We start from the raw sequence: 25,945 nt of genomic DNA on the forward strand, positions 1-25,945 counted from the left end.
CACATGCAGATGGGCATTATGGGGCAGCTGGCCCCCGAGGGCATGGCCATCCAGATGGAGATGTAGAGGCAGATCGACTGGCGCGCGGACCCGGCGCGGGTCGCGCCGGGTCCGCGCAGCCGATCGAGTTCCTTGAGGATCGAGCAGTCGCCAAGCGGCCCGTCGCCGGAACACCGCGTGAGCAGGGATTCCAGCGCCGCGCGCATGTCGTCGAGCTGGGCCAGTCGGTCCTCGACGTCGCGAAGCTTGGTCTTGACGCGCGCCCGCACCGACCCGGCGTCGGCATCGGGCGCGGTGCGCAGGGACAGCAGTTCCGCCACCTCGCGCAGGGTGAAACCCAGGCGTTGCGCGGCGCGGATGAAACGTATCCGCGCGACCGCCTCGACGGGATAGGTCCGGAACCCGCGCTCGGGCTTGCGCGGGCGGGCCACGAGCCCCTTGCGTTCGTAAAAGCGCACGGTCTCGACGCCGACGCCCGCCGCGCGGGCGACGCCGCCGATGCGCAAATCATCGCCTCGGGTCATGCCGCCATTCCGAGGCCCGCACGCGCGCAAGTCAAGCCGCGCGGGCTCAGCGTTGACCGCCCGGCCAGGTGACGAAGGGCATGTTGACGACGATTCCGGGTTCCTCGAACGTCACCTCGCCGGCCGCCTGCGCCGCGATGACCTCAGCAGCGGATTTCAGCACCCGCGCGGCCGTCGCGTCGCGCCAGCGCACCAGCACGATCTTGCGCAGCGGCGTGTAGCCCGGGGCGCCGGGGGGCGCGTCAAAGACATCCGGCTGGAAGTCGAGCGGGCCGCGGGCGCCGTCGGGCTTGACGCCGTTGGCGAAGGCGAACACCGAGGCCAGCATCGCGTCGGGCGCCAGCGCCAGCGCCGGCACGACGGGCACGGGCGAGCCCATCATCTCGGTCATGATTCCGCCGATTTCGGGATCGGACACCTCGGTGTGCAGGAAATAGATGCGCTCGCCCGCCGCGTAGCCGGTCACCGGCGGGATGCGGGGGATGCCGGACAGGTCCTCGTCGCCCATCATCATCATTTTCATCGGCGTCTGCTGGGCCGAGGTCTGGGCGTGCGCCGTCGCGTTCAGGGTCGCGGCGAGCAGCGCGGCGAGCAGGATCGGAATGCCGGGTTTCATGGTTTCGCCTCCTTGCGGGGTTTCGCAGGGCGCCATGCTGCGGTCCGTATGCAGGTACGGAGTCAAGCGCCTTGCGCCGCTCAGCGCCGCGCCCGGCTCTTGCCCCGGTAATGCCGCGTGCCCGGCTTGCCGGCGCTGGAGCGGCCCCGCGCCTTCGTCGCATCCTCCTGCGCCGCGCGGATGGCGCTCTGGCGGGCCAGCGGGTCGTCGGACACCGCCAGATCCACGGCTTCAAGGCGGTGCAGTTCGTCGCGCAGGCGCGCGGCCTCCTCGAATTCCAGGTTCTCGGCCGCCTCCAGCATCTGTTTGCGCAGGGCCTCCAGATGCGCGTGGAGATTGGCCCCGGCCAGCGGGCGATCCACCTTGGCGGTGACCCGCGCCATGTCGGTGTCGCCCTGATAGACCCCGTCCATCACGTCGGCGACGTTCTTCTCGATGGTGGTCGGGGTGATGCCGTGGGTCACGTTGTAGGCGTGCTGCTTTTCGCGCCGCCGGTTGGTCTCGCCGATGGCGCGCTCCATCGACCCCGTGATGCGGTCCGCATACATGATCACCCGCCCGTCGACATTGCGCGCCGCGCGTCCGATGGTCTGGATCAGCGAGGTTTCGGAGCGCAGGAACCCTTCCTTGTCGGCGTCGAGAATCGCCACCAGCGCGCATTCGGGTATGTCGAGCCCCTCGCGCAGCAGGTTGATGCCGATCAGCACGTCGAAGGCGCCCAGCCGCAGGTCGCGCAGGATCTCGATGCGTTCCAGCGTGTCGATGTCGGAATGCATGTAGCGCACCTTCACGCCCTGCTCGTGCATGTATTCGGTCAGGTCCTCGGCCATGCGCTTGGTCAGCGTGGTGCACAGCGTGCGCCGCCCCGAGGCCGCGACCTTCTTCACCTCGTCCAGCAGATCGTCGACCTGGGTTTCCACCGGGCGGATCTCGACTTCCGGGTCGAGCAGCCCGGTGGGGCGAATCACCTGTTCGGCGAACACGCCGCCGGTGCGTTCCAGCTCCCACTTGCCGGGGGTCGCGGACACGAACACCGATTGCGGGCGCATGGCGTCCCATTCCTCGAACTTGAGGGGGCGGTTGTCCATGCAGGAGGGCAGCCGGAACCCGTGTTCGGACAGGGTGAATTTTCGCCGGTAGTCGCCCTTGTACATGCCGCCGAGCTGGGGGATCGTCACATGGCTTTCGTCGGCGAAGACAATCGCGTTGTCGGGGATGTATTCGAACAGCGTCGGCGGCGGCTCGCCGGGCGCGCGGCCGGTGAGGTAGCGCGAATAGTTTTCGATGCCGTTGCACACGCCGGTGGCCTCCAGCATCTCCAGATCGAAATTGGTGCGCTGTTCAAGGCGCTGGGCCTCCAGCAGCTTGCCCTCGCCGTTGAGCTGCGCCAGCCGCTGCGCCAGTTCGGTCTTGATCGACTTGATCGCCTGGCTCATGGCCGGGCGGGGGGTCACGTAATGCGAATTGGCGTAGATGCGCACCTTGTCGAGCTTGCCGGTCCTTTCGCCGGTGAGCGGGTCGAATTCGACGATCGATTCCATTTCCTCGCCAAAGAACGAACAGCGCCAGGCGCGGTCCTCCATATGCGCCGGCCAGATCTCCAGCGAATCGCCGCGCACCCGAAAGCAGCCGCGCTGAAACGCCGAATCGTTGCGCTTGTATTGCTGGGCGATGAGCTCGCGCATCACCGCGCGCTGGTCGTAATCGTTGCCGGCGATCAGATCGAGCGTCATGGCGCCGTAGGTCTCCACCGCGCCGATGCCGTAGATGCAGCTGACCGAGGCGACGATGATCACGTCGTCGCGTTCCAGCAATGCCCGGGTGGCGGAATGGCGCATGCGGTCGATCTGCTCGTTGATCTGGGATTCCTTCTCGATGAAGGTGTCCGATCGCGGCACATATGCCTCTGGCTGATAGTAGTCGTAGAAACTGACGAAATATTCCACCGCGTTGCTGGGGAAGAAGTTCTTGAATTCGCCATAAAGCTGCGCGGCCAGCGTCTTGTTCGGCGCGAGGATGATCGCCGGGCGCTGGGTTTCTTCGATGATCCTGGCCATGGTGAAGGTCTTGCCGGTGCCGGTGGCGCCCAGCAGCACCTGATCGCGCTCGTCGCCGCGCAGGCCCTCGGCCAGTTCGGCGATGGCCGTGGGCTGATCTCCGGCGGCGGTGAACCCGGTTTCCATCACCAATCGGCGACCGCCTTCGAGTTTTTCGCGTTTTTGCGCGCCGCCGGGACGATCGAGGCTCATCCGTTAACACTCCTTCAACCGTTTTACCCGATGTTGTCCTTGTCGCAGCGTTAATCAAGCGTCGCGGCGCGCAACGATCCTGACGGATCGCTCAGAAAGGGAAATACAACCCTAAGTAGAGATTCTTGTTGCCGTGGACCTCCTTGCGAGTGTATGATTTTTCCACAACAACAAGATAGACCGCCGACCGGGTGCAGCACCACCCACCCCACCCCTCGCTCCCAAGCGCCCGGTCGGCGGTCACATTCCCCGGAAACTGGAAACTCGGATCATGCCGCCTTCGCAATCGAAGGTCGGCATGTTTTATTTTGCGCAGGTTTTCAGCTATTTGGGCCGATCACGGCAATGCAATGACTAACGTCGCGGTCGTATTTGCCAAGCCACTGTTTGCATGGAGCTATATTTGTCACGCACCAAGTTGCGCGGTCGGCCGGACGTGTCATGCCAATGTAAGCTCCCTCCCGTCCGGCCGAGGTTTTGCAGGCGGCGCATCCACAGGGCGGCACAGGCGACTCCGCATGCCGGCGCGCCGCGCCTTGCCGCGCGCCCGGCGCAATGGCATAAGCGGGGCGTCAATGTCGGAGGAACGCCGCATGTTCGCGCGCATCTATCAGCCCGCCCGCAACGCCATGCAGTCCGGGCAGGCGAAAACCCGCAGCTGGGTTCTGGAATTCGCCCCCGAGGCGCCAAAGCGAATCGACCCGCTGATGGGCTGGACCGGTTCGGGCGACATGCGCGAGCAGGTGCGCATGACCTTCCCGTCGCTGGAGGCCGCCACCGATTACGCCGAACGCCACGGCATCCCGTTTCGCACCGAGGCGCCCCACAAGCGCAAGCCGGTGATTCGCCCGCGCGGCTACGGCTCCAACTTCTCCCATGATCGCAAGGGCGCCTGGACGCACTGAGTCCTTCGGGATTGGGCGCGGCTTTCGGGCCGGCCCGGGTCAGCCGGGCTTGATCCAGCCGCCGCCCAGCACGCGCGATCCCTCCGGCGCGTAGAACACGCAGGCCTGACCGGGGGCGACGCCCTCCTCGGGGCTCAGCAGCTCCAGTTCGGCCGTGGCGGCGCCCGTGGGGCGCAGCCGCGCCGGGACCGGCGGGCGGGTGGAGCGCACCTTCGCCCCGACCTCCCAGCCGCCGGCGGGCGGTTCGGCGAACGCCGCGTCGCCGAGCCAGTTGATCTCGCCAAGCCGCGCGCGCCGCGTCGCCAGCGCCGCGCGCGGGCCCACCACCACCCGGCGCGCCTCGGCGTCGAGCCGCACCACGTAGAGCGGCGCCTCCGCGGCGATCCCCAGCCCGCGCCGCTGCCCGATGGTGTAGCGAATCACCCCGCGATGGGCGCCGACGACCTTGCCGGACAGGTCCACGATCTCGCCGGGTTCGGCGGCGCCGGGGCGCAGTTTCTCGATCAGATCGGCGTAGTTGCCCTCCGGCACGAAGCAGATGTCCTGGCTGTCGGGCTTGTCGGCGACGCTCAGCCCGAACTCCGCCGCCAGCGCCCGCGTTTCGGCCTTGGATTTCAGCCCGCCCAGCGGAAAGCGCAGCCAGTCGAGCTGGTCGCGGGTGGTGGCGAACAGGAAATAGCTCTGATCGCGGGTCGGATCGGCGGCGCGGTGCAGCTCTGGCCCCAGCGGCCCGTCCTGGCGGCGGATGTAATGGCCGGTGGCCATGCAGTCCGCGTCCAGATCCTTCGCGGTTTCAAGCAGATCGCGGAACTTCACCCGCTCGTTGCAGCGGATGCAGGGCACCGGCGTGGCGCCGGCGAGGTAGCTGTCGGCGAATTCGTCGATCACCGCCGCGCGAAAGCGGTTCTCGTAGTCGAGCACGTAATGGGGGAAGCCCATCTCCTCGGCCACCCGGCGCGCGTCGTGGATGTCGCGCCCGGCGCAGCAGGCGCCCTTTTTCGCCAGCGCCATGCCGTGATCGTACAATTGCAGGGTGACGCCGACCACGTCATAGCCGTCGCGCGCCAGCATCGCCGCGACCACGGAACTGTCGACGCCGCCCGACATGGCGACCACCACCCGCGTGTCCGACGCGGGCTTGGCGAATCCGAGGCTGTTGAGCGGGTGGGTCATGGGGCGCCTTTCGCCGCTGCATATATGGCGGGCGGGGGCCCAGGGCAATCGGCCGCGAAAGATCGGCGAAACATCGTCGAAAATGCGAACCAACCACCCCCCCCGGTTTTTACCCCCGCTTAAGGGACCGAGCCTAGCGTCGTCCCTGGGTGAGTGAAAACAGTGTGAGGGAGTGCTCATGTACATGCAGCGCGAAGAAAGTCCGGTCAGCGTGATCGGACCGGACGGAGTGCGTCTGACCAGGGCGGACCTGCCATCGCCGAACACGCGACGCTGGGTCGCAAGACGCAAGGCCGCGGTGGTCGCGGCGGTCAATGGCGGTCTGATTTCCGCCAATGACGCCTGCGAACTCTATGATTTGTCGGAGGAAGAGCTGGACGGCTGGCGCGACGCCATCGCCAAGCACGGGGTGAACGCCCTGCGCACGACGGCGCTTCAGCGCTACAGATCCACTCGAAGTTGAAAAACTTTGCTAACTCGCGTTAAGGTGGTAACGTTTCGTTCACCATTCTTGCAGACTCTGGGCAGATGTTGACCCGAGGACCTGCATGAGGAGCCTGACATGCGCGTGTTGCTTATCGAGGACGATCCCTCGACCGCCCAGAGCATCGAGTTGATGTTGAGGAACGCAAACCTCAATGTCTACTCGACCGATCTGGGCGAGGAGGGGATCGACCTCGCCAAACTCTACGACTACGACCTGATCCTGCTGGATCTCGGGTTGCCGGACATGACCGGCTACGACGTGCTCAAGAAGCTGCGCGTGGCCAAGGTGGACACCCCGATCCTGATTCTCTCGGGTCTCGACGAGACCGAGAACAAGATCAAGGGATTCGGCTTCGGCGCCGATGACTACCTCACCAAACCGTTCAATCGCGAAGAGCTGATCGCGCGGATCCACGCCATCGTGCGTCGCTCCAAGGGTCATGCGCAATCGGTGATCGAGACCGGCAAGGTGAAGGTCAATCTCGACGCCAAGACGGTCGAGGTCGACAGCCATCCCGTGCATCTGACCGGCAAGGAATACCAGATGCTCGAACTGCTCAGCCTGCGCAAGGGCACCACGCTGACCAAGGAGATGTTTCTCAACCATCTCTATGGCGGCATGGACGAGCCGGAGCTGAAGATCATCGACGTGTTCATCTGCAAGCTGCGCAAGAAGCTGTCGGCGGCCACGGGCGGCGAAAGCTACATCGACACGGTTTGGGGCCGGGGCTACGTGCTGCGCGATCCCACGCCCATGGCCGAACCGATCGCCATCGGCGCCTGAGCCGCGGCGGGCAAGTTGACGGGCGGCGCTTGACGGGCGGCGCTTGACGGGCGGGCCGGCATCGACGCATCTCTCCCTGAGACAGGAGGATCGCGATGCCCGCCGACACGCCCGCCAGACCGCCTTCGGAAAGCGCGCCGGGATCCGGCGTCGCCGACGCGGCGCCCGCGTCCGATTTCGCCGCCGTGGCGCCCGCGTCCGATTTCGCCGCCGTGGCGGCGACATCCGATTTCGCCGCCGTGGCGGCGGACGACCTCGACCGGGCGGGCGCGGCGGCGGAGCTCGAGCGGCTGGCCGGGGCGATCGCCGCGCATGATCTGGCCTATCACCAGGCCGATTCGCCGCTGATCGCGGATGCGGAATACGATGCGCTGAAAGCCCGCAACCGGGCGATCGAGGCGCGTTTTCCCGATCTCGTGCGCGCCGACAGCCCCTCGCGCCGGGTTGGCGCGGCGCCGGCGGCGGGGTTCGCCAAGGTCCGCCATCGCGTGCCCATGCTGTCGCTGGGCAACGCCTTCAGCGATGAGGACGTGCGCGATTTCGCCGAGCGGGTGCGCCGGTTCCTGGGGCTCGACGCGGATGCGGCGCTGACGATTCTGGCGGAGCCCAAGATCGACGGATTGTCGCTCAGCCTGCGCTATGAGCGCGGCGCGCTGACGGAGGCCGCCACCCGCGGCGACGGCGAGACCGGCGAGAACGTCACCGCCAACGCCCGCATGATCGCCGAGATCCCGCAGCGAATCACCGGGGCGCCCAAGGTGCTCGAAGTGCGTGGCGAGGTCTATATGGGCCGCGCCGATTTCCTGGCGCTCAACGATCGCCAGATCGCCGCCGGGCAAAAGACCTTCGCCAACCCGCGCAACGCCGCCGCCGGATCCCTGCGCCAGCTCGATGCGCGCATCACCAAAAGCCGCCCGCTGCGCTTCTTCGCCTATGCCTGGGGCGAATTGTCGGCGCCGCTGGCCGACACGCAAAGCGGCGCGCTGGCGCGGTTCGCGGCGATGGGCTTTCGGACCACGTCCCTGGCGCAGACCTTTGACGACATCGAGGGGCTGCTCGCCCATTACCGCGCCATCGAGGCGCAGCGCGCGGCGCTCGACTACGACATCGACGGCGTGGTCTACAAGGTGGACCGGCTGGACTGGCAGGCGCGGCTCGGCTTTCGCGCCACCACGCCGCGCTGGGCGATCGCCCATAAATTTCCCGCCGAGACCGCGACCACGGTGCTGGAGAAAATCGAGATTCAGGTGGGGCGCACCGGCGTGCTGTCGCCGGTGGCGCGGCTGCGCCCGGTGACCGTGGGCGGGGTGGTGGTGGCCAACGCCACCCTGCACAACGAGGATTACATCAAGGGCGTCGGCGGCGACGGCGCACCGATTCGCGGCGGGCGCGACCTGCGCGAGGGCGACACGGTGACGGTGTATCGCGCCGGGGACGTGATCCCCAAGGTGCTCGACGTGGACCTTTCGAAACGCCCGCCCGGTTCACGGCCCTTCAGATTCCCCGACACCTGTCCCGAATGCGGCTCGGCGGCGATTCGCGAGCCGGGCGAGGCGATGCGTCGCTGCACCGGCGGGCTGGCCTGCCCGGCGCAGGCGGTGGAGCGGCTGAAGCATTTCGTTTCGCGCGGGGCGTTCGACATCGACGGGCTCGGCGCCAAGCAGGTCGAGGCGTTTCACGACGACGGCTGGATCCGCGAACCGGCCGACATCTTCACGCTGCGGGCGCGGTTTTCCGACGGGCTGAAACAGCTGAAGAACCGCGAAGGCTGGGGCGCGAAATCCGCCGCCAAGCTGTTTGACGCCATCGACGCGCGGCGACGCATCCCGCTCGAACGCCTGATCTTCGGGCTCGGGATCCGCCATGTGGGCGAGACCACGGCCAAGACCCTGGCCCGCGCCTACGGGTCCTGGGCGGCGTTCGAGACCGCGATGCGCGAGGCCGCGCCGCAGGAGGGCGCCGCCTGGGATCAGTTGATCGGCATCGACGGGGTCGGGGCGGTGCTGGCGCGATCGCTGACCGAATTCTTCGCCGAATCCCATAACCGGGACGCCCTGGCGCGGCTGCTCGCCGAACTGGAGGTGCAGGACGCGGCCCCGCCGGCCAACGCCGACAGCCCGGTCGCCGGCAAGACCATTGTCTTCACCGGCTCGCTGGAAAAGATGACCCGGGCCGAGGCCAAGGCCCGGGCCGAATCGCTGGGCGCGCGGGTTTCCGGCTCGGTGTCGGCAAAGACTGATATCGTCGTCGCCGGGGCCGGGGCGGGATCGAAGCTCAAGAAAGCCGAGGCGCTGGGCCTGAAGGTGCTGAGCGAGGATGAATGGATCGCGCTCGCCGCGCGATGATCGCAGGTCGGGAAAGGGGGGCGAATGCGGGAGATCGAACTGAAGCTGCTGCTGTCCCGGGCGGCGGAAACGGCGCTGCGCGACAACCCGGCGCTGACGGCGCTGAGCGAGGGCGCGCCGCGCCGCCGCCGCCTGCGCTCGGTCTATTACGACACGCGCCGCCACGGGTTGTGGGCCGCGGGGCTGACCCTGCGCCTGCGCGAGGATGGCCGGCGCTGGCTGCAGACGGTCAAATGCCGTCAGCGGGCGATCGCCGGGGGGCTGTCCGCGCCGCTGGAAGCCGAGGCGTTCGTGGACGGCCCCGAAGTGGATGTCGCGCGCATCCCGGATCGCGACCTGCGCCGCCGGGTGCGCGGGATCGTCGGCAAGGCCCGGCTGATCCCGACGCTGGAAACGGTCATGATCCGCGAATCGCGCCTGCTGGTCTGCCCCGGGGGGCGGGTTGAACTGGCGATCGACGAGGGGGAGGTGATCGCCGCCGGCCGCGCCAACGCCCTGCGCGAGGCGGAGCTGGAGCTGATCGAAGGCGCGCCGGCCCTGTTGTATGATCTGGCCAAGCGGCTGTTTCGCGCCGGGCCGCTGCGGTTTTCGACGCTCTCCAAGGCGGCGCGCGGCTATGCGCTGGCGCGGGGCGAGGCAAGCGCCGCGCTGAATGCGCCGCGGCGCGCGCGCGAGGCGCGGCTGCTGGCGGCCGACAGCGTCGAGGCGGCGCTGCTGAAGGCGCTGGACGCCTGTCTCGATCAGATATCCGCCAATGTCGCGGCCTGCGTCGCCGGCGATGACCTGGAGGGGCCGCATCAGCTTCGCGTCGGGCTGCGCCGCCTTCGCAGCGTGTTTCTGCTGTTTCGCGAGGCGCTGGATGGCGCGCAGGTCGCGGCGCTGAAAGCCTCGGCCCGCGAGCTTGGCGCCGCGGTGGGGGCGCTGCGCGATCTTGACGTGCTGATCGAGGAGACCCTGCGCCCGGCCGCCGCGCAGCATGCCGACGCGGCCGGCTACCGCGCGCTTCTCGGCGCTTTCGAGGCCAGGCGCGCGCGGGTGCGCGCCGATTTGCGCGCGAGGCTTGCCGGGGCCGACACTCAGGCGTTTCTGTTCGATCTGGCGCGCTTCACCGCGCTGTGCGGCTGGCGCGGCGCGGATGCCGGGCTTGTCGATCGTCTTGACGATCGGCCGTCGCGCGGCGCGCGGCGACGGGGGAAGGCGCGGGATGCGGCGCGACCGTTCGACGCGCCGGCGCTGGGGCTGGCGCGGCGCGCGCTGGCGCGGCGCTGGGACAATGTGCGCGCCAAGGCCGAGGGGCTGGAGGATCTCGATGTCGAACAGCGCCACGATCTGCGCAAGGCGCTGAAAAAGCTGCGCTACGGAGTGGATTTCTTCGGGCGGATGTTTCCGGCGCGCGACGCCAAGCCGTTTCGCAAGCGGTTGAAGACGCTGCAGGACGTGTTTGGCGCGCTCAACGATCTGGCGGCGGCGGAGGCGGCCTTGACCGGCCCGGACGCGCCCCTGCGCGACGATCCCGCGGCGCAGCGCGCCGTGGGGCGGGTGCTTGGCGCCCGCACTCAGGACGCGGCGCATATGTGGCGCAAGGCGCGCGCCGATTGGGACCGGCTGTGCGCGGGAGCAGGGTTTTGGCGCTGATGCGGCGCGGGGAGGCCAAGGCGCGCGCGGTCTTTTCACCGCGCCCGCGCTGGCGCAGTCTGGGGCGATGACCAGGATCCCCGACGATGCCGACGATGCCGACGATGCCGCGCGGCGCGCGGCGCGCCGCGTCCCGCGCGGGCGGCCGGAGATCCTGTTTCCGCTGTTCGCTGCGATCACCGGGCTTGACGGAATTGGACCGAAAACCGCCAAGGCGCTGGAAAGGCTGGACATAACCCGCCCGCGCGACCTGCTGCTCACCGCGCCGAACGGGGTGATCGACCGGCGGTTGCGTGATTCGGCGAAGGATGCCGCCGAGGGCGAGATCGTCACCGTGGAGATCGAGGTCGAGGCCCATCACCCGCCGCGCCTCAAGGGCCGCCCGCATCGCGTGGCGGTGCGCGACGGCGGCTGCGAATTCCTGCTGATCTTCTTTCACGCCAAGGGCGACTGGCTGACCCGGCTGCTGCCGGTGGGCGCGCGGCGCGTGGTCTCGGGGCGCATCGAGATCTATGACGGCATCCGCCAGATGCCCCATCCCGATCATGTGCTGACCCCGGGCGAGGCCGATTCGCTGCCGGCGTTCGAACCGGTCTACCCGTTGACCCAGGGGGTCTCTCAGCGGCTGATGGCGCGCGCCGCGCAATCGGCGTTGACGCGGGCGCCGGATCTGGCGGAATGGATCGCGCCGGCGGTGCTGTCGGCGCATCCCGACTGGCCCGGCTGGCGCGAGGCGGTGACCCGCCTGCATGCGCCGCAGGGGCGCGCGGACCTGACCCCGGCGGCCCCGGCGCGCGAACGGCTGGCCTATGACGAATTGCTGTCGCATCAACTGGCGCTGGCGCTGGCGCGCGCCGCGCATCGGCGCGGCAAGGGGCGGCGCACGGCGGGGGACGGGGGCCTGCGCGACAAGGCTCTGGCGGCGCTGCCCTACGCGCCCACCGCCGCCCAGACCCGCGCGATCGCCGAAATCGCCGCCGACATGGCCGGACCGCATCGCATGAACCGGCTGCTGCAGGGCGATGTCGGGTCCGGCAAGACGCTGGTGGCGCTGATGGCCATGCTGATCGCCGCCGAGGCCGGCGGACAGGCGGCGATCATGGCCCCGACGGAGATCCTCGCGCGCCAGCACATGACCAGCCTCGCTGACGCGGCGCAGGCCGCCGGGATCCAGCCGCTGCTGCTGACCGGGCGCGACAAGGGCGCGACGCGGGCCGAAAAGCTGGCGGCGATCGCGGGCGGCGCGCCGCTGGTGATCGGCACCCACGCCTTGTTCCAGAAGGACGTCGAATTCGCCGATCTGCGGCTGGCGGTGATCGACGAACAGCACCGCTTCGGCGTGCGCCAGCGCATGGATCTGGGCGAAAAGGGCCTGAAGCCGGACATTCTGGTGATGACCGCGACGCCGATCCCGCGCTCGCTGGCGCTGGCGCAATACGGCGACATGGACGTGTCCGTGCTCGACGAAAAGCCCCCCGGGCGCAAGCCGGTGGAGACCGCGCTGATCTCCTCGGGCCGTTACGACGAGGTGGTGGCGCATCTCAGGAAGGCGGTGGCCGAGGGGCGGCGCGCCTACTGGGTCTGTCCGCTGGTCGAGGAAAGCGAGGCCGTGGACCTCACCGCCGCCGAGGATCGCCGCAAGGCGCTGGCCGAAGCGCTGGGCGACGGGGTCGGCGTGGCGCTGGCGCATGGCCGCATGGCCCATGCGGACAAGGACGCGGCGATGGCGGATTTCGTCGCCGGGCGGGCGCGGGTGCTGGTGGCCACCACGGTGATCGAGGTCGGGGTGGACGTGCCCGAAGCCTCGATCATGGTGATCGAGCAGGCGGAGCGATTCGGACTGGCGCAATTGCACCAGCTGCGCGGACGGGTCGGGCGCGGGTCCGAGGCCTCGACCTGCCTGCTGATGTACGACCCGCCGCTGGGCGAGGCGGCGCGCGCCCGCCTGTCGATCATGCGCGAGACCGAGGACGGGTTCCGCATCGCCGAGGAGGACCTGCGGCTGCGCGGCGCCGGGGATGTGCTCGGGGTCAAGCAATCGGGGCTGCCGCGGTTTCGCATCGCCGATCTGGAGGTGCATGGCGATCTGATGAAGATCGCCCAGGACGACGCGCGCATGGTGCTGCATGCGGAGCCGGATCTGGGCGGAAAGCGCGGCGCCGCGCTGCGCGTCCTGCTCTACCTGATGGATCGGGACGCGGCGATCCGTTTGCTCTCGGTCGGGTGATGTTTCGGCAAGTCTGGCTTGTGTTCGCTTAATGTTCTTGACTCGACTCGCCGAGAATGAGAACAAGTTGGCAACAAAGCCGAATAAAGCCTTAACCGCATCGCCACCGGGAGACATGTCATGAGCGCCATCATCCGCATCGCCGCCGCTGCCGAGCGCGCGCCGCAGGGGGCCGTCGGGGATGCGATCGGGCTGGCGCTGCTGTGCCTGCTGGCGCTGGCCGGATTTGCCGCGACCGGATTGGCCTGAATCGGGGCCGGGATGTTCGCCTGCGGTCTCGACGGGGCGGGACGCGATCCGCGCCGGTTCCCTCGTCCGGCGTCGGATCCCGCCTGATCCGGCGCTCGCCTCTCGCATGACCGCACCGCCTGTCGCCGCGCCCATGCCGGGTTGCGGCGACTTTTTTCATTGCCGCCGCCCCAGGCCCGCCCCAGGCCCGCCCCGGGCCCGACCCAGACCCGCCCCTGCGGCTTGCGTCAGGCCTCGGCGGTCGCGGCGCCCTGCGCGGCGATCGCGTCCATGGCTTCGAGGGTCGCTTCGAGGCTGAGCATGATCGAGGCGTGGCGGTTCTTGTAGTCGCGCGCCGGCAACAGCACCTCGTAGCCGTCGAAGGGCGGGTCCGGGACCGGGCCGTTCTGCTTGAGCATCGCCTTCAGCTGATCGCGCGCCCGGGCGATGTCCGCGCGACTGCGCCCCACCGCCACCGCGCCCAGCACCGAGGCCGAGGCCTGCCCCAGCGCGCAGGCCTTCACGTCCTGTCCGAATTCGGCGATGCGCCCGTTCTCGACCTTCAGCCCCACGGTGACGGTGGAGCCGCATAGCGGCGAGCGCCGACGCACCCGCGCCTGCGGATCCGCCAGCGGCGTCGCGTGGGGGATGTCGGCGGCCAGCGCCAGGATGCGCCGGGAATAGAGGCTGATCAGATCCTGCCCCGAATCCGCGCTGTCGTCTGTTTCGCTCATGCCGCTGTCGCCTGTGCTGTGTCCGCCGGGCCTGCGCCCGGGCGAGTCGTCCGGATCGGTTCCTTCTAGATAGTCCGGGCGCGGCCAGTGTAAAAGGCGGCGATGCCAATCCGGGAGCCCCACTTATGTCGCAGATCTTCGATCCCGCCGCCCTGAAATACGACGACAGGGGGCTTTTGCCCGCCATTGCGCAGGATCACGCCAGCGGCGAGGTGCTGATGCTGGCCTGGATGAACGCCGAATCGGTGCGCCGCACGCTGGCCGGGGGGCAGGTGGTCTACTGGTCGCGCTCGCGTCGGGAATTCTGGCGCAAGGGCATGACCTCGGGCCATGGGCAGCGGCTGGTGGAGATGCGGCTCGACTGCGACCGCGACTGCCTGCTGTTGCTTGTGGAGCAGACCGGCCCCGCCTGCCACACCAACCGGCGCAGCTGCTTTTACACCGCGATCCGCGACGGCGAGGAACGGGAAATCGCCGCGCCGATGGCCTTGTGACCGCCGGGTTCGCCGCGCTGCGCGCGCGCTGGGCCGAACGCCTGTCGCGCCGCAACCTCGCGCGGCTGGGGCTGGGGCTGCTGGTCGGGGCGGCGGGCGGCGGGCTCGCCGCCTGGGCCGAGGCGCCGCTGGCCTGGATGCTGGGGGCGCTGTTCGCCTGCATGGCGCTGAGTCTCGCCGGGGCGCCGATCTTCGTGCCGATCTGGTTTCGCACCCTGTTTCTCGGGGTCATCGGGCTTTTTCTGGGCGAAAGCTTTTCCACGGTGACGCTGGCGCAGCTGGCGCGCTGGCCGGTGACCATCGCGGCGGCGGTGCTCTACGTGCCGGTGGGCGCCTGCGCCTGCTACCTGCTGTTTCGCCGCGCGGCGGGCATGGCAAGGGGCACGGCGCTGCTGTCGGCGATGCCCGGCGGACTGACGGCGGTGTCGCTGTTCGCCGAGGAGATCGGCGCCGACGAGCAGCGCGTGGCCCTGGCGCAGTCGCTGCGCGTGGCGCTGGTGGTGCTGATCGCGCCGCTGATCGCCTTTGGCTGGCTCGGCCTGACGCCGCCCGACGCGCAGGAGGGGGCCGCGGCGCCGGTGATGCGCCTGCCGGACGCGGCGCTGCTGATCGGGGCGGCGCTGGCCGCGACGCTGGCGCTGGGGCGCTGGAAACTGCCGCTGCCCTACATGATCGGCCCCCTGCTGGCGAGCGCCGCGCTGCGCCCGCTCGGGCTGGTGGAGGGGGCGCTGCCCGGGCTGCTGGTGGAGGCGGCGCTGCTGGTCGCGGGGGCCTCGATCGGCGCCCGCTTCGCCGGATTGCGCCTGTCCATGCTGGCCGCCGTGGCGGCGTGGACGCTGGCGGGGACGCTGTTGCTGATGACCATCTCGCTGGGTTTTGCGCTGGCGATCTCCGGCGCGCTGGGGGTGGATTTCTTCGCCGCGCTGCTGGCCTACGCGCCGGGCGGGGTGGCCGAGATGAGCCTGATCGCCATCGCCATCGACGCCGATCCGGCCTTCGTCGCCACCCATCACATGGCGCGCATCTTCGCCATTCTGTTCGCGTTGCCGCTGCTGGCCGCGCGGCTCAGGCGGGGGATGCGCGGGGCAGGCCGAGACGCCGCCTGATGTCTTGCGGCGTGACGCCGGCCGCGCGCAATTCGCGGATCCCGGCGTCGCGGTCGCGCTTGGCGAGCCGGCGCCCGGCGGCGTCGCGGATCAGCCGGTGGTGACGATACAGCGGCGTCGGCAGGCCGAGCAGCGCCTGCAGCAGCCGGTGCAGCGGCGTGGCCGGGAACAGGTCGCGCCCCCGGGTCACATGGGTGATGTCCTGGAATGCGTCGTCGAGAACAACTGAAAGATGGTAGCTGGTCGCGATGTCCTTGCGGGCCAGCGCCACGTCGCCGCAGCGCCGCAGCAGCCAGTCGGGATCGAGGTTCTGGACGCCGGTCTCGCCCTGCGGACCGGCGTCAAGCTCGGTGAAGCTCAGTTCGCGGATCGCCTCGGGGCCGCCAAGCCGGGCGATGGCGGCGCGCATGTCGAGTCGCAGCGCGGCGTTCGCGGCGCTGACCGGCGGGCGTTCGCGGCAGGTTCCGGGATAGGGCGGTCCGTCCGGGCCCGGGCCTGGATCGGGCGCCTGCGGGGCGGTTTCCTGCGGGGCGGTTTCCTGCGGGGCGGCGAGGGCGTTGGCGATGTCGCGACGCGTGCAGGTGCAGGGATACAGCAGGTTTTCCGATGTCAGGCGCGCCAGCGCGGCGGCGTAGGCGGGCAGGCGGCCGGATTGGCGCAGCACGGGGTCGGGCCAGCGAATGCCCAGCCAGGCGAGATCCTCGAAGATCGCCGTTTCAAATGCGGGGCGGGCGCGGGCGGCGTCGATGTCCTCGATGCGCAGCAGGAACCGCCCCGGCGCCGCCTGCGCCGCGTCAAAGGCGGTGAGCGCCGAAAATGCGTGGCCCAGATGCAGGTATCCGTTGGGCGAGGGTGCGAAGCGTTCCACATGCATCAGGGTTTTTCGCATGTTTGGCGGCGCGCCGCCATCGCCCGCCGCCCCGGGCTTGACCCGGGCGGGGCGGGCGATGACGGCTTGACCTCGGTGGCGATTGGCGGTCGTCTGGCGGCCATGGTGGGACGGATCATAGAAAACGACGCCTGCGTGGCCGAGGGCGCGGCCTGGCTGGCGGCGCGCGAGCCGCGTTTCGCCGCGGCGCTGGAGGCCACCGGCCCGCTGCCGCTGCGCCGGCGCGAGGACGGCTATCGCGCCCTGCTCGCGGCGATCGTGTCCCAGCAATTGTCGGTGGCGGCGGCCAACGGCATCTGGGCGCGTCTGGAGGCGGCGGGCGCGGTGTCGCCCGAGGGGGTGCTGGCGCTCGACGAGGACGCGTTGCGCGCCTGCGGATTGTCACGCCCGAAAATCCGCTACGCGCGGGCGATCGCCGAAACCGGCCTGGATTATCAGGCGCTGCGCGTCCTGCCCGATGACGAAGCGCTGGCGCAGCTTGTGGCGCTGAAGGGCGTCGGGCGCTGGACGGCGGAGATCTACCTGATGTTCAGCCTTGGGCGCGCCGACGTGTTCGCGCCCGGCGATCTGGCCCTGCAGGAGGCGGCGCGGCTGTTGTTCGAGCTCGACGCGCGCCCGTCGGAAAAACAGTTTTCGGAGATGGCGGAGGTCTGGTCGCCGTGGCGCTCGGTGGCGGCGCGGCTGTTCTGGGCCTATTACCGGATCGCAAAGCAACGCGAAGGACTCACCTGACATGGCGACACTCGACGGACCTCGGCGCGACTCGAAATCCGGCGCGGCGCAGTCGCTGGTCGTGCTGCTGCACGGCTACGGCGCCGACGGCGCGGATCTGATCGGCATCGGCGACGCGCTGGCGGATCACATGCCCGACACCGTGTTTCTGGCCCCGAACGCGCCGGAGCGCTGCGCGGTCAACCCCATGGGGCGGCAATGGTTTCCGATCCCCATGCTGGACGGCAGCACGCCGGAGGCCATGCGCGAGGGCGCCGTGCGCGCCGCGGCGTTGCTGCACCGCTATCTCGACGATCTGGTGGAGACGGAAGGCGTCCCCGCCGCGCAGACCTGCCTGTTCGGGTTCTCGCAGGGCACGATGATGGCGCTGGAGGTGGGGCCGCGCCGCAAGGACGCGCTGGCCGGGATCGTCGGGTTTTCCGGCCGGCTCAACGACCCGGAGGCGCTGGCGCGCGACGTCGTCACCCGCCCGCCGGTGCTGCTGGTGCATGGCGACATGGATGAAATGGTGCCGCTCGAAAGCCTCGACGCCGCGAAGCGCGGGCTGGAGGCGGCTGGGATCGAGGTCGCCACCCATGTCTCGCGCGGGGTCGGCCACGGCATCGCGCCCGACGGGCTGGGGCTGGCGCTGGGCTTTCTCAAGAAGAGACTGGGCTGAGCCCCGGCGGCGGGGGGCGGCGGTCCCGCGGCTTTCGGCATAATAAAGACTTCATCATCTGGGGGCTTGTCCGAGAATTTCTGCCAGATATAGTCGGGCCGATCTCCGGGACGGGTTGCGTCCCGTCCCGGCGTTTGCGGAACGCTTCGGGACGGGAGACGATTCGGGTGCAGCAAGATCCCTACAATGCGCAATTCGTGCGAAGCCCGGCGCGGCTGAAAGACCATCCGGCGCTGGTGCTGAACGCCGATTACCGGCCGCTGTCGTATTTCCCGCTGTCGCTCTGGCCCTGGCAGGATGCGGTGAAGGCGGCGTTTCTGGACCGGGTGGCGGTGGTGGCGGAATACGACGCGGTGGCGCGCAGCCCCTCGATGGAATTCCGCCTGCCCTCGGTCGTGGTGCTGCAGGATTTCGTCAAGCCCGGCCATCTGGCGGCCTTCACCCGGTTCAACCTGTTCCTGCGCGACGAATTCGCCTGCCAGTATTGCGGCGCCGCGGGGGATCTGACCTTTGACCACGTGATCCCGCGCGCGCGGGGCGGGCGCACCACCTGGCAAAACGTGGTGGCGTCATGCGGGCCGTGCAACCTGCGCAAGGGCTCGCGCACGCTGAAGCAGGCGGGGATGCGGCTGGCGCACAAGCCGATGCGGCCAACGGCGGCGCAATTGCAGAATGTGGGGCGGAAATTTCCGCCCAACTACCTGCATGAAAGCTGGATGGATTTCCTGTACTGGGATGCGCCGCTGGAACCGTGATTCAGCCCCGGCGGGTCGCCGCCAGCAGCCACAGCGCCGCGAGGCCCAGCGAGATGACGGCGTTCCAGCTCGCCATGGACAGCGACAGGAAGTCCCACGCCACCTCGTCGCAGCGCACCACCGGCGCCGCGAGGATCTGATCCAGCAGCTGATCGGTCGAAAGCCCGGTGTCCTGGCCGCCCGAACAGGTGCCGGGGCCTTCCCACCAGCGCCGCTCGACGCCGGTGTGGAACAGCCCGAGCCCGGCGCCGACCAGCATCAGCCCCGCGCCGAGCGCGGCCAGCGGGCGAAGCCACAGGCCCAGCAGGATCAGCGCGCCGAGCGCGATGGCGATGCCATGGGGCCAGCGTTGCCAGATGCACATCTCGCAGGGCGCGAGCCCGCCGAAATACTGCGAGAACAACGCCCCGCCGAGCAGCCCGGCCGAGCCGAGCGCCGCCAGCAGCGCGAGATTTCGAGGGGTGAGGGTCATAGCGCGTATTTCACGATCACGAAGCCGCCCAGCAGCAGGGCGAGGGACAGGGAGGCGACCAGACCGAGCCGGGTCTCGATGAAGCCGCGGATCGCCTCGCCATAGCGGTGCAGCAGCGCGGCGACGATGAAGAAACGCAGGCCCCGCGCCAGCAGCGAGGTGGCCATGAACAGCGGAAAGGACAGCCCGGTGACGCCCGAGAATATGGTGATGACCTTGTAGGGAAACGGCGTCATTCCGGCGATCAGCACCGCCCAGAAGCCCTGCGCGTTATAGGCTTCGGATATGGCGTCGAACTGGCCGGCCTTGCCGTAAAGCTCCAGCACCGGGCGGCCGACGGAATCAAACAGCTCCGCCCCGATCCACCAGCCCAGCGCGCCGCCGGCGACCGAGGCCGCGGTGCAGACCCCGGCGAGCAGCCAGGCGCGATGCGGCGCGGCGAGGATCATGGGGATCAGCAGCACGTCCGGGGGAATCGGAAACACCGAGCTTTCCACGAAGCTGACCGCCGCCAGCGTCCATAGCGCGTAGGGCGTTTCGGCCTGCCGCAGCACCCAGTCGTAAAGCGTTCTCAACATTCCGCCCGCATAGCAACCCGCCGCTGCGCTGTCCATGCTCGCGGGCGCATGGGCGCGCGCCGCGCCCGGCGCGTCGATCGCGTTCCGCCCCCCGCCCCGCCGGCCCGGGACTTTGCGAGGTTGACCCGTCCGGCGCCGGGACTATAGTGCGCCGCGCATGCCCGGATGGCGGAACTGGTAGACGCAGCGGATTCAAAATCCGCCGCCGCAAGGCTTGGGGGTTCGAGTCCCCCTCCGGGCACCATGCCGCAGAAAAATCTTTTGTTTCCAGCATTTTCAATGCTTCGCGATTTTTCATGTCGGCAGGGGGGAAAAGGGGGGAGGCGGAGCCGCTGCGCCCCGCATGGGCGCGAACCGCCCGTCGGCCGGGGGGCGCCGCGACGCGTTCCCGCCCCGGCAAGCGGCCTAGAGGCGCAGCGACAGGCAGGACATGCCGCCGTCGAGCTTGGCGCATTCGGCGTTGCAGATCTCCACGACATCGTATCCGGCTTTGTCCAGCATTTCGGCCGTGCGCGGGAAACCGGCGGGCAGCAGCACCAGATCGTTGAAGCGGATCGAATTCGCCGCCGCCTCCTCGCCATCGGCGACGTGGAGCACGCGGTAGCCCTCGAAACAGCCCGAGGCGTCCAGCCGCCGGGTCGACAGGATGGTGTCCGCGTCCAGCAGCGAACAGTCGGTCTTGAAATGCAGCACGCCTTGCGGGGTGAACACCTCGCGCAGGGCGTGGCCCCATTCGGCGACGATCGCGGCCAGTTCGCGGATTCCGGCGGCGTCGGTGCGCGCCGAGCGGCCAACCAGGATTTCGCGTCCGGTGACCAGGATGTCGCCGCCCTCGATGCATCCCGGCCCGGCGATCGCGCGCAGGTCGTCGCGGCAGTCGCGCAGCGTCGGGGCCATGCGCGCCACCTCGCCCATGCGCGACGGCGCGCCGGGGCGCATCAGCACCGCGCCTTGCGGCAGGCACAGGGCGGTGTCCTCGACGAACATCGCATCGGGGAACGCGTCGAGCGGCGGCAGCTCGATCACCTCGGCCCCGGTGCTTTTCAGCGCCGCGACATAGGCGGAATGGGCCTGCAGCATGCGCTCCAGATCCGGCGTGCCGGTGTCCTCGGCGCGCAGGCCGTCGACGATGCTGGCGGCGGGGCGCCGGGTGATCGCCCGGCTGAATTCGAACGTGGCGTTGCGCATGGCGGACCCGTTTGTTCAGGAGCGCCGCGGGCGCGGCGCCTCGATTTCGATCATGCCCGGCCCCTTGAGCCGCGCAAAGGCTTTCAGGCTGTCGGCGACGGCCGCGGGTTCGGCGGCGCAGCGCCAGAACGGGATGCCGAAGGCCCGCGCGGTCGCCGCGAAATCCGGCGGCGTCGGGTCGCAGCCCACGACCGTCACGCCGGCGGCCTGCATCGAGGTCTCGATTTCCCGGTAGCCGCGGTTGTTCCAGATGACGAAGGCGATGGGCAGGCTTTCATCCACCGCGGTCATGATCTCGGGCAGGCTGAACTGGGCGCCGCCATCGCCGGCGATGCACAGGACCGGCGCCCCGGGATCCGCCAGCGCCGCCCCGATCGCCGCCGGGATCCCGAAGCCGAGCGCGCCGTAGCCGGTGGCGGCGTTGAACCAGCCGCCGGCGCGGTCGTGATCGTAATAGCAGTTGCCGGCATAGACGGGCTGCGACGAATCCCCGACCATCACCGCGCCGGGCACGGCGTCGCGCATGGCGTTCAGGATCCCGGTCAGCGCCCGGTAGTCGGGGCCGATTTCCTCTAGGGCGGCGATGCGGGTCCGGGCCGCGCGCTCGGCCCCGCCGCGGGGCCCGGACCCGCGCGGATCCGTCGCCGCGGCCAGCGCGCGCAGTGCGTCGCGCGCGTCGCCTTCCAGCGCCAGATCCGCGGGGCGGCGGGCCAGCTGATCGGCGCAGATGTCGATGCGGATCAGCCCGGCCATGCGCGGCATGGTCCCGGTTCCGAGCATGTCGTAATCCGTCGGCCCCAGCTCGGTCCCCACCGCCAGCGTCAGGTCAGAGCCCGCGATCAGTTCGCGCACCGCCGTCAGGCTGGGGCTGGCCGGGATGCCCAGCGCGTGCCCGTGCATCATCCCGCGCGCATTCACGGTCTGCACCACCGGCGCGTCCAGGCGTTCGGCGAGTTCGCGCAGCGCCTGCGCCGCCCGGCAGGCGCCGCCGCCGGCGAGGATCACCGGACGCGCCGCCGTTTCCAGCATCCCGGCGGCCCGCGCGATCAGCGCCGCGTCGGGGGGCGCAGGCGCCATGGGCCCGGCCCCCGGTCTCGTCCCCGGTCCCGGAAAATCTGCGCCCGCGACATCCAGCGGGATCTCGATATGGGTCGGTCCGGGGCGGCCCCGGGAAAACCCGGCGAAGACGCGCGCCAGCGCCTGCGTCAGATCCCCCGGGGTCTCCACCCGCTGCGAGTTCAGCGCCACCGTCGAGGCGAGCGCCCGCTGATCGGGCAGTTCGTGCAGATGCCCCAGCCCCCTGCCCAGCGTCGCCAGCGCGTTGACCCCGGAGACCACCAGCATCGGCACGCTGTCGGCGCGCGCCTGCGCCATGGGCGTCAGCGCGTTGGTCAGACCGGGGCCGGTGATGACGAAGGCCACGCCCGGCCTGCCCGAAACCCTGGCCCAGCCAAGCGCCATGAAGCCGGCGCCCTGTTCGTGGCGCGGCGTGACGTGGCGGATGCCCGACCCCGCCAGCCCGCGATACAGTTCGATGGTGTGCACGCCGGGAATGCCGAACACGATGTCGACCCCGCGTTCTGCCAGTTGCGCGACAAGCGCCTCGCCGACGCTGGTCATGCCACGTCCCGCCGCACTGCATTGGCATGGGCGACGATGCGGTTGACGGCCGTGTCGAACGCGTCGTCGCCGATGGTCAGCGCCACCCGCACCCAATCGTCCAGCGTCGTGCCGAAGGCGGCGCCCGGCATCACCGCCACGCCGCCGTTCTTCAGCAGGTCCAGCGCGTAGGCCTTGCCGTCCATGCCGGTGGCCGAAACGTCGATCATGGCGAACATGCCGGCCTCGGGGCGATGCGCGACAAGGGCGGTGTCGCGCGACAGGCGATCGCCCAGCAGCGCCGCGCGCGCCGCGTAGCGCGCGCGCATGCCGGCGGCGACGCTCGACCCGTCGCGCACCGCCCGTTCGGTCATGTCGGCGATGAAGGGCTGGTTGCCGAACAGCATGGTCTCGGACAGCGGCAGCAGGGCCTCGATGAAACCGGCCGGGCCGACGCACCAGCCGCTGCGAAATCCCGGCGCCGCGTGGGATTTGGAGATCGAGGACACCACGATCGCCCGATCGGCCAGCCCCGGGCGCGACAGCGGCGACGCGAAGGCGGCGCCTTCGAAGGTCAGCTGTTCATACACCTCGTCGGAGATGATCCAGAGGTCATGCTTTCGCGCCAGGTCCCCGATCGCGTCGATGTCCCCGACCCTGAGGACCGCGCCGGTGGGGTTGTGGGGCGTGGTCAGCAGGATGGCGCGGGTTCTTTCGGTGATCCGCGCGGCCAGGTCCGCGGCCTGAAGGCGAAAGCCCCTGTCGGCGCGCAGCGGCACGGGGGCCGGCCTGGCGCCGCTGGCCCGGATCACCCCTTCATAGGTCGCATACATCGGGTCGCCGACCAGAACCTCGTCGCCGGTCTCGGCCGCGCCCATCATCGCCGCGAACAGCGCGGTCTGCGTGCCGGGAAAGCACAGGATCTGATCGGCGCCGATGCGCCGCCCCGCGGATCGGGTGTATTTCTCGGCCAGGGCGGCGCGCAGGCCGGGTTCGCCGCGGCCATTCGAATAGGCCGTGCGCCCGGCGCGCATGGCGGCGACGGCGACCTGCGTCAGGGCGCCGGGCGTCGGCGCGTCGGGCTCGCCGATGGTCATGTCGACGATGTCGCCGCCCTTGGCCATCATGTCCCGGGCCAGCAGGTGCAATGCCCATTTGGCGCCGCCCAGGCCAGCCAGGCGCTTGACGATTGCGGTGCGTTTCATGGCCGGTGCGCCCCCTTGTCCAGTTCCAGTCCGATGATCGCCCCCACCGATTCCAGTCCGATGTCAGGCAGTTCGCCGGGCCTGAAGGCGTCCGGCAAGGCGCCGCCCTCAAGCCAGAGCCCGTCGATGACGGCGTTGCAGGCGGTGGCGAGCCGGCGCAGGCGTTCAGGGCCGGCCGGGGCGCCCGCTTCCTCCAGCGCCGCCCGGATCATGGCCTCCAGCCGGTCGCGAAACGCGTCATAGGTGCGTTGGTGGATGCGCATCATCTGCGCGTCGCGGCGCACCTCGTTCAGAAAGCTGGCCCACAGCGCGATCGAGCGCGGATCGACCACCGGCGGCTTGAGCGCCGCGCCGACGAAGACCGCCAGCCGCGCCCGCGCGCCGCCGCCGGCCTGTTCGGCCGGGGCGAAGGTCAGGTCGGTCATATGGGTCATGTGGTGGTCGTAGGCGGCGCTGATCAGGTCTTCCTTCGAGGTGAAATAGTGTCGGATCAAGCCCGGGGTCACGCCGGCACGCTCGGCGATCGCGCGCACCGTGGCCCCGTGCACGCCCTGCTCGGCGACCAGCGACAGGGTCGCCTGGATCAAGGCGCCCTTTCGCTGCATGGCGGTCTTGCGGGTGAATTTGCGGCGGGTGTCTGGCACCGCGGCTCCTCTCGGTTCGCCAGTAACTATACGCTTGCAGAATTGCGGGAGATCAGCCCTACTACAACCCGAAAAGCGAGGGAGCCGGATAATGTCCGTGGCCGCCGACATGGAGCGCAGCGATGAAGCCGCGGGTCGCGAGACCGCCATAAGCGTCAGCGACCTGCACAAGAGCTTCGGCGATCTGGACGTGCTGAAAGGGGTCTCGCTGACCGCCCGGCAAGGCGATGTGGTGGCGATCATCGGGGGCAGCGGCTCGGGCAAGTCGACCTTGCTGCGCTGCATCAATTTCCTGGAAACGCCGACCTCGGGAAAGATCGTCGTCTGCGGCGAGGAAATCGCCATGCGCGCCGACGGCGCGCCGGCCAATCGCCGCCAGATCGAACGCATCCGCACGCAGCTTGGCATGGTGTTTCAGGCCTTCAACCTGTGGACGCACCGCACGCTGCTGGAAAACGTCATCGAGGCGCCGGTGCATGTGCTGAAGACGCCGCGCGCCGCTGCCGTCGCCCGCGCCCGGGCGCTGCTGGATCGCGTCGGCCTCGGCGACAAGGCCGACACCTTTCCGGCGTTTCTGTCGGGCGGCCAGCAGCAGCGCGCCGCCATCGCCCGGGCGCTGGCGGTCGAGCCCGCCGTCATGCTGTTCGACGAGCCCACCAGCGCGCTGGACCCGGAACTGGTCGGAGAGGTGCTGTCGGTGATCCGCGATCTGGCCGCCGAGGGGCGCACCATGCTGCTGGTGACCCATGAAATGAAATTCGCGCGCGAGGTCGCCACCCATGTGGTCTATCTGTTCGAAGGCCGCATCGAAGAACAGGGCCCGCCCGCCGAGGTTTTCGGGCAGCCGAAATCCGAACGATTGAAGCAGTTCCTCAAAACTGTCTCGTGACCGGCAACGCCGATCGCCGACCCAACCGCAACAACAGGGAGATACATCATGAAATTCAAGACCATACTTGCCGCCGGACTGGCCATGGCCGCGCTTGGCGCGCAGGCCGCCATCGCCGAACAGGTCAAGATCGGCATCGCCGCCGAACCCTATCCGCCCTTTGCCTCGCTGGACGCCTCGGGCAAGTGGGTCGGCTGGGAAATCGAGGTCATCGACGCCGTCTGCGCCGCGGCCAGGCTTGATTGCGTGCTGTCTCCGGTCGCCTGGGACGGCATCATCCCGTCGCTGACCGGCGGACAGATCGACGCCATCATGGCCTCGATGTCGATCACCGAGGAACGCAAGAAGACCATCGACTTCAGCGACCCGTATTACAACACCCCGGCGGTGATCGTGGCCGACAAGTCGCTGAGCATCGAACCGACCCCTGAATCGCTGGCGGGCAAGATCATCGGCGTTCAGGCGTCGACCATCCATCAGGCCTATGCGCAGGCCTATTTCGCCGACAAGTCCGAACTGCGGGTCTATCAGACCCAGGACGAGGCCAATCAGGATCTGATCGCCGGCCGCATCGACGCCACCCAGGCCGACAGCATCGCCATGGCGGATTTCGTCGGGACCGACGCCGGCGCCTGCTGTGAAATCAAGGGCCCGGTCGCCAATGACGAATCCATTCTTGGCCGCGGCGTCGGCGCCGGGGTGCGCAAGGGCGACGACGCGCTGCGCCAATCCCTGAACGCCGGCATCGCCGCCATCCTCGCGGACGGAACCCATGACAAGATCACCGCGCGCTACTTCAAAGCCAGCATCTACAGCGAGTAGGCGCCGGC

Annotated in this window: 26 protein-coding genes and 1 tRNA gene; 15 read left to right on the plus strand and 12 right to left on the minus strand. The window is 69.5% G+C overall.

The window, feature by feature from the left end:
• The 3 genes from AC1HC7_RS00485 to uvrB form a co-directional block, all read right to left on the minus strand.
• The coding region (locus AC1HC7_RS00485; RefSeq protein ID WP_479498546.1) for a heavy metal-responsive transcriptional regulator at positions 1-524 on the minus strand (524 nt) is incomplete at its 3' end.
• 46 nt (positions 525-570) lie between these two features.
• Positions 571-1,140 (minus strand): DUF7482 domain-containing protein, encoded by a 570-nt coding sequence (locus tag AC1HC7_RS00490; RefSeq protein WP_479497254.1) that lies wholly within the window; start codon positions 1,138-1,140, stop codon positions 571-573.
• 80 nt (positions 1,141-1,220) lie between these two features.
• Positions 1,221-3,389 carry an excinuclease ABC subunit UvrB gene (uvrB, locus tag AC1HC7_RS00495; RefSeq protein ID WP_479497255.1) on the minus strand — a complete coding sequence of 723 codons (2,169 nt, stop codon included), beginning with the start codon at positions 3,387-3,389 and terminating at the stop codon, positions 1,221-1,223.
• A 593-nt stretch (positions 3,390-3,982) separates the two neighbouring features.
• On the opposite strand from uvrB, the gene AC1HC7_RS00500 reads away from it, so the two are divergent.
• The gene (locus AC1HC7_RS00500; RefSeq protein ID WP_479497256.1) at positions 3,983-4,294 is read left to right on the plus strand and encodes an ETC complex I subunit; all 312 of its coding nucleotides are present in this window, start codon (positions 3,983-3,985) and stop codon (positions 4,292-4,294) included.
• A gap of 39 nt (positions 4,295-4,333) precedes the next feature.
• Here AC1HC7_RS00500 and mnmA read toward each other — a convergent pair whose 3' ends face one another.
• A complete protein-coding gene (mnmA, locus tag AC1HC7_RS00505; RefSeq protein ID WP_479497257.1) occupies positions 4,334-5,467 on the minus strand; it encodes a tRNA 2-thiouridine(34) synthase MnmA in 1,134 nt (377 codons plus the stop codon).
• A 178-nt stretch (positions 5,468-5,645) separates the two neighbouring features.
• Here mnmA and sciP point away from each other — a divergent pair, with 178 nt between their 5' ends.
• The 6 genes from sciP (at position 5,646) to AC1HC7_RS00535 (ending at position 13,193) form a co-directional block, all read left to right on the plus strand.
• The gene (sciP, locus tag AC1HC7_RS00510; RefSeq protein WP_479497258.1) at positions 5,646-5,930 is read left to right on the plus strand and encodes a CtrA inhibitor SciP; all 285 of its coding nucleotides are present in this window, start codon (positions 5,646-5,648) and stop codon (positions 5,928-5,930) included.
• A 99-nt stretch (positions 5,931-6,029) separates the two neighbouring features.
• Positions 6,030-6,737, plus strand: a complete 708-nt coding sequence (ctrA, locus tag AC1HC7_RS00515) for a response regulator transcription factor CtrA (RefSeq protein WP_479497259.1) — start codon at positions 6,030-6,032, stop codon at positions 6,735-6,737.
• 95 nt (positions 6,738-6,832) lie between these two features.
• Positions 6,833-9,082, plus strand: coding sequence for an NAD-dependent DNA ligase LigA (gene ligA / locus AC1HC7_RS00520; protein ID WP_479498547.1), 2,250 nt, complete (start codon positions 6,833-6,835; stop codon positions 9,080-9,082).
• 24 nt (positions 9,083-9,106) lie between these two features.
• Positions 9,107-10,717: a CYTH and CHAD domain-containing protein gene (locus AC1HC7_RS00525; protein ID WP_479497261.1), complete on the plus strand. Its 1,611-nt coding sequence runs from the start codon at positions 9,107-9,109 to the stop codon at positions 10,715-10,717.
• 67 nt (positions 10,718-10,784) lie between these two features.
• A complete protein-coding gene (gene recG / locus AC1HC7_RS00530) occupies positions 10,785-12,944 on the plus strand; it encodes an ATP-dependent DNA helicase RecG (RefSeq protein ID WP_479498548.1) in 2,160 nt (719 codons plus the stop codon).
• 120 nt (positions 12,945-13,064) lie between these two features.
• Entirely contained in the window at positions 13,065-13,193 is a 129-nt protein-coding gene (locus AC1HC7_RS00535; protein ID WP_479497263.1) for a hypothetical protein, read from the plus strand.
• A 227-nt stretch (positions 13,194-13,420) separates the two neighbouring features.
• Here the strand turns inward: AC1HC7_RS00535 and AC1HC7_RS00540 are convergent, their stop codons facing one another.
• Complete coding sequence (locus AC1HC7_RS00540; RefSeq protein ID WP_479497264.1) at positions 13,421-13,906, minus strand: iron-sulfur cluster assembly scaffold protein; 486 nt, start codon at positions 13,904-13,906, stop codon at positions 13,421-13,423.
• A gap of 125 nt (positions 13,907-14,031) precedes the next feature.
• Between AC1HC7_RS00540 and hisI the strand changes: the two genes are divergently transcribed.
• Positions 14,032-14,400 carry a phosphoribosyl-AMP cyclohydrolase gene (gene hisI, locus AC1HC7_RS00545; protein WP_479497265.1) on the plus strand — a complete coding sequence of 123 codons (369 nt, stop codon included), beginning with the start codon at positions 14,032-14,034 and terminating at the stop codon, positions 14,398-14,400.
• On the plus strand, positions 14,397-15,506 hold the full coding sequence (locus AC1HC7_RS00550) for an AbrB family transcriptional regulator (RefSeq protein ID WP_479497266.1): 1,110 nt from the start codon (positions 14,397-14,399) through the stop codon (positions 15,504-15,506). The genes hisI and AC1HC7_RS00550 overlap by 4 nt, the downstream gene beginning before the upstream one ends.
• On the opposite strand, the gene gluQRS is transcribed toward AC1HC7_RS00550, so the two are convergent.
• Complete coding sequence (gluQRS, locus tag AC1HC7_RS00555) at positions 15,466-16,395, minus strand: tRNA glutamyl-Q(34) synthetase GluQRS (RefSeq protein WP_479498549.1); 930 nt, start codon at positions 16,393-16,395, stop codon at positions 15,466-15,468. The genes AC1HC7_RS00550 and gluQRS overlap by 41 nt on opposite strands.
• A 102-nt stretch (positions 16,396-16,497) precedes the next feature.
• Here gluQRS and AC1HC7_RS00560 point away from each other — a divergent pair, with 102 nt between their 5' ends.
• The 3 genes from AC1HC7_RS00560 to AC1HC7_RS00570 all read left to right on the plus strand — a co-directional run bounded on the left by AC1HC7_RS00560 (position 16,498) and on the right by AC1HC7_RS00570 (position 18,540).
• On the plus strand, positions 16,498-17,127 hold the full coding sequence (locus AC1HC7_RS00560) for a DNA-3-methyladenine glycosylase family protein (RefSeq protein WP_479497294.1): 630 nt from the start codon (positions 16,498-16,500) through the stop codon (positions 17,125-17,127).
• 1 nt (position 17,128) lies between these two features.
• Complete coding sequence (locus AC1HC7_RS00565) at positions 17,129-17,785, plus strand: alpha/beta hydrolase (protein ID WP_479497268.1); 657 nt, start codon at positions 17,129-17,131, stop codon at positions 17,783-17,785.
• Between the two features lie 167 nt (positions 17,786-17,952).
• Positions 17,953-18,540 (plus strand): HNH endonuclease, encoded by a 588-nt coding sequence (locus tag AC1HC7_RS00570; protein ID WP_479497269.1) that lies wholly within the window; start codon positions 17,953-17,955, stop codon positions 18,538-18,540.
• Between the two features lies 1 nt (position 18,541).
• Here AC1HC7_RS00570 and AC1HC7_RS00575 read toward each other — a convergent pair whose 3' ends face one another.
• A complete protein-coding gene (locus AC1HC7_RS00575) occupies positions 18,542-19,012 on the minus strand; it encodes a disulfide bond formation protein B (protein ID WP_479497270.1) in 471 nt (156 codons plus the stop codon).
• Complete coding sequence (locus AC1HC7_RS00580) at positions 19,009-19,590, minus strand: YqaA family protein (RefSeq protein ID WP_479497271.1); 582 nt, start codon at positions 19,588-19,590, stop codon at positions 19,009-19,011. Before AC1HC7_RS00580 ends, AC1HC7_RS00575 begins: the two co-directional genes overlap by 4 nt.
• A 159-nt stretch (positions 19,591-19,749) precedes the next feature.
• On the opposite strand from AC1HC7_RS00580, the gene AC1HC7_RS00585 reads away from it, so the two are divergent.
• Positions 19,750-19,834 (plus strand) — tRNA-Leu (locus AC1HC7_RS00585).
• A 161-nt stretch (positions 19,835-19,995) separates the two neighbouring features.
• Here the strand turns inward: AC1HC7_RS00585 and AC1HC7_RS00590 are convergent.
• Genes AC1HC7_RS00590 through AC1HC7_RS00605 form a run of 4 tightly spaced genes read right to left on the minus strand, consistent with a single transcriptional unit; the run spans position 19,996 to position 24,226 of the window.
• Positions 19,996-20,778 carry a dimethylarginine dimethylaminohydrolase family protein gene (locus AC1HC7_RS00590; protein ID WP_479497272.1) on the minus strand — a complete coding sequence of 261 codons (783 nt, stop codon included), beginning with the start codon at positions 20,776-20,778 and terminating at the stop codon, positions 19,996-19,998.
• A gap of 15 nt (positions 20,779-20,793) precedes the next feature.
• A complete protein-coding gene (locus tag AC1HC7_RS00595) occupies positions 20,794-22,398 on the minus strand; it encodes a 5-guanidino-2-oxopentanoate decarboxylase (protein ID WP_479498550.1) in 1,605 nt (534 codons plus the stop codon).
• Complete coding sequence (locus tag AC1HC7_RS00600) at positions 22,395-23,582, minus strand: pyridoxal phosphate-dependent aminotransferase (RefSeq protein WP_479497274.1); 1,188 nt, start codon at positions 23,580-23,582, stop codon at positions 22,395-22,397. Before AC1HC7_RS00600 ends, AC1HC7_RS00595 begins: the two co-directional genes overlap by 4 nt.
• Positions 23,579-24,226 (minus strand): TetR family transcriptional regulator C-terminal domain-containing protein, encoded by a 648-nt coding sequence (locus AC1HC7_RS00605; RefSeq protein ID WP_479497275.1) that lies wholly within the window; start codon positions 24,224-24,226, stop codon positions 23,579-23,581. Before AC1HC7_RS00605 ends, AC1HC7_RS00600 begins: the two co-directional genes overlap by 4 nt.
• Positions 24,227-24,335: 109 nt before the next feature.
• Here AC1HC7_RS00605 and AC1HC7_RS00610 point away from each other — a divergent pair, with 109 nt between their 5' ends.
• Together AC1HC7_RS00610 and AC1HC7_RS00615 are read left to right on the plus strand one after the other, a co-directional pair.
• Entirely contained in the window at positions 24,336-25,115 is a 780-nt protein-coding gene (locus tag AC1HC7_RS00610; RefSeq protein ID WP_479497295.1) for an ABC transporter ATP-binding protein, read from the plus strand.
• A 48-nt stretch (positions 25,116-25,163) separates the two neighbouring features.
• Positions 25,164-25,937: a transporter substrate-binding domain-containing protein gene (locus AC1HC7_RS00615; RefSeq protein ID WP_479497276.1), complete on the plus strand. Its 774-nt coding sequence runs from the start codon at positions 25,164-25,166 to the stop codon at positions 25,935-25,937.
• The last annotated feature ends 8 nt before the right edge of the window (positions 25,938-25,945 follow it).

It is taken from the genome of Oceanicella sp., from assembly GCF_056449545.1.

What these genes read in the sequence shown, in the direction of transcription:
- AC1HC7_RS00490 (WP_479497254.1), bottom strand. Translation starts at nt 1,140, where the DNA reads ATGAAACCCGGCATTCCGATCCTGCTCGCCGCGCTGCTCGCCGCGACC.
- uvrB (WP_479497255.1), bottom strand. Translation starts at nt 3,389, where the DNA reads ATGAGCCTCGATCGTCCCGGCGGCGCGCAAAAACGCGAAAAACTCGAA.
- AC1HC7_RS00500 (WP_479497256.1), top strand. Translation starts at nt 3,983, where the DNA reads ATGTTCGCGCGCATCTATCAGCCCGCCCGCAACGCCATGCAGTCCGGG.
- mnmA (WP_479497257.1), bottom strand. Translation starts at nt 5,467, where the DNA reads ATGACCCACCCGCTCAACAGCCTCGGATTCGCCAAGCCCGCGTCGGAC.
- sciP (WP_479497258.1), top strand. Translation starts at nt 5,646, where the DNA reads ATGTACATGCAGCGCGAAGAAAGTCCGGTCAGCGTGATCGGACCGGAC.
- ctrA (WP_479497259.1), top strand. Translation starts at nt 6,030, where the DNA reads ATGCGCGTGTTGCTTATCGAGGACGATCCCTCGACCGCCCAGAGCATC.
- ligA (WP_479498547.1), top strand. Translation starts at nt 6,833, where the DNA reads ATGCCCGCCGACACGCCCGCCAGACCGCCTTCGGAAAGCGCGCCGGGA.
- AC1HC7_RS00525 (WP_479497261.1), top strand. Translation starts at nt 9,107, where the DNA reads ATGCGGGAGATCGAACTGAAGCTGCTGCTGTCCCGGGCGGCGGAAACG.
- recG (WP_479498548.1), top strand. Translation starts at nt 10,785, where the DNA reads ATGACCAGGATCCCCGACGATGCCGACGATGCCGACGATGCCGCGCGG.
- AC1HC7_RS00535 (WP_479497263.1), top strand. Translation starts at nt 13,065, where the DNA reads ATGAGCGCCATCATCCGCATCGCCGCCGCTGCCGAGCGCGCGCCGCAG.
- AC1HC7_RS00540 (WP_479497264.1), bottom strand. Translation starts at nt 13,906, where the DNA reads ATGAGCGAAACAGACGACAGCGCGGATTCGGGGCAGGATCTGATCAGC.
- hisI (WP_479497265.1), top strand. Translation starts at nt 14,032, where the DNA reads ATGTCGCAGATCTTCGATCCCGCCGCCCTGAAATACGACGACAGGGGG.
- gluQRS (WP_479498549.1), bottom strand. Translation starts at nt 16,395, where the DNA reads ATGCGAAAAACCCTGATGCATGTGGAACGCTTCGCACCCTCGCCCAAC.
- AC1HC7_RS00560 (WP_479497294.1), top strand. Translation starts at nt 16,498, where the DNA reads ATGGTGGGACGGATCATAGAAAACGACGCCTGCGTGGCCGAGGGCGCG.
- AC1HC7_RS00565 (WP_479497268.1), top strand. Translation starts at nt 17,129, where the DNA reads ATGGCGACACTCGACGGACCTCGGCGCGACTCGAAATCCGGCGCGGCG.
- AC1HC7_RS00575 (WP_479497270.1), bottom strand. Translation starts at nt 19,012, where the DNA reads ATGACCCTCACCCCTCGAAATCTCGCGCTGCTGGCGGCGCTCGGCTCG.
- AC1HC7_RS00580 (WP_479497271.1), bottom strand. Translation starts at nt 19,590, where the DNA reads ATGTTGAGAACGCTTTACGACTGGGTGCTGCGGCAGGCCGAAACGCCC.
- AC1HC7_RS00590 (WP_479497272.1), bottom strand. Translation starts at nt 20,778, where the DNA reads ATGCGCAACGCCACGTTCGAATTCAGCCGGGCGATCACCCGGCGCCCC.
- AC1HC7_RS00595 (WP_479498550.1), bottom strand. Translation starts at nt 22,398, where the DNA reads ATGACCAGCGTCGGCGAGGCGCTTGTCGCGCAACTGGCAGAACGCGGG.
- AC1HC7_RS00600 (WP_479497274.1), bottom strand. Translation starts at nt 23,582, where the DNA reads ATGAAACGCACCGCAATCGTCAAGCGCCTGGCTGGCCTGGGCGGCGCC.
- AC1HC7_RS00610 (WP_479497295.1), top strand. Translation starts at nt 24,336, where the DNA reads ATGGAGCGCAGCGATGAAGCCGCGGGTCGCGAGACCGCCATAAGCGTC.
- AC1HC7_RS00615 (WP_479497276.1), top strand. Translation starts at nt 25,164, where the DNA reads ATGAAATTCAAGACCATACTTGCCGCCGGACTGGCCATGGCCGCGCTT.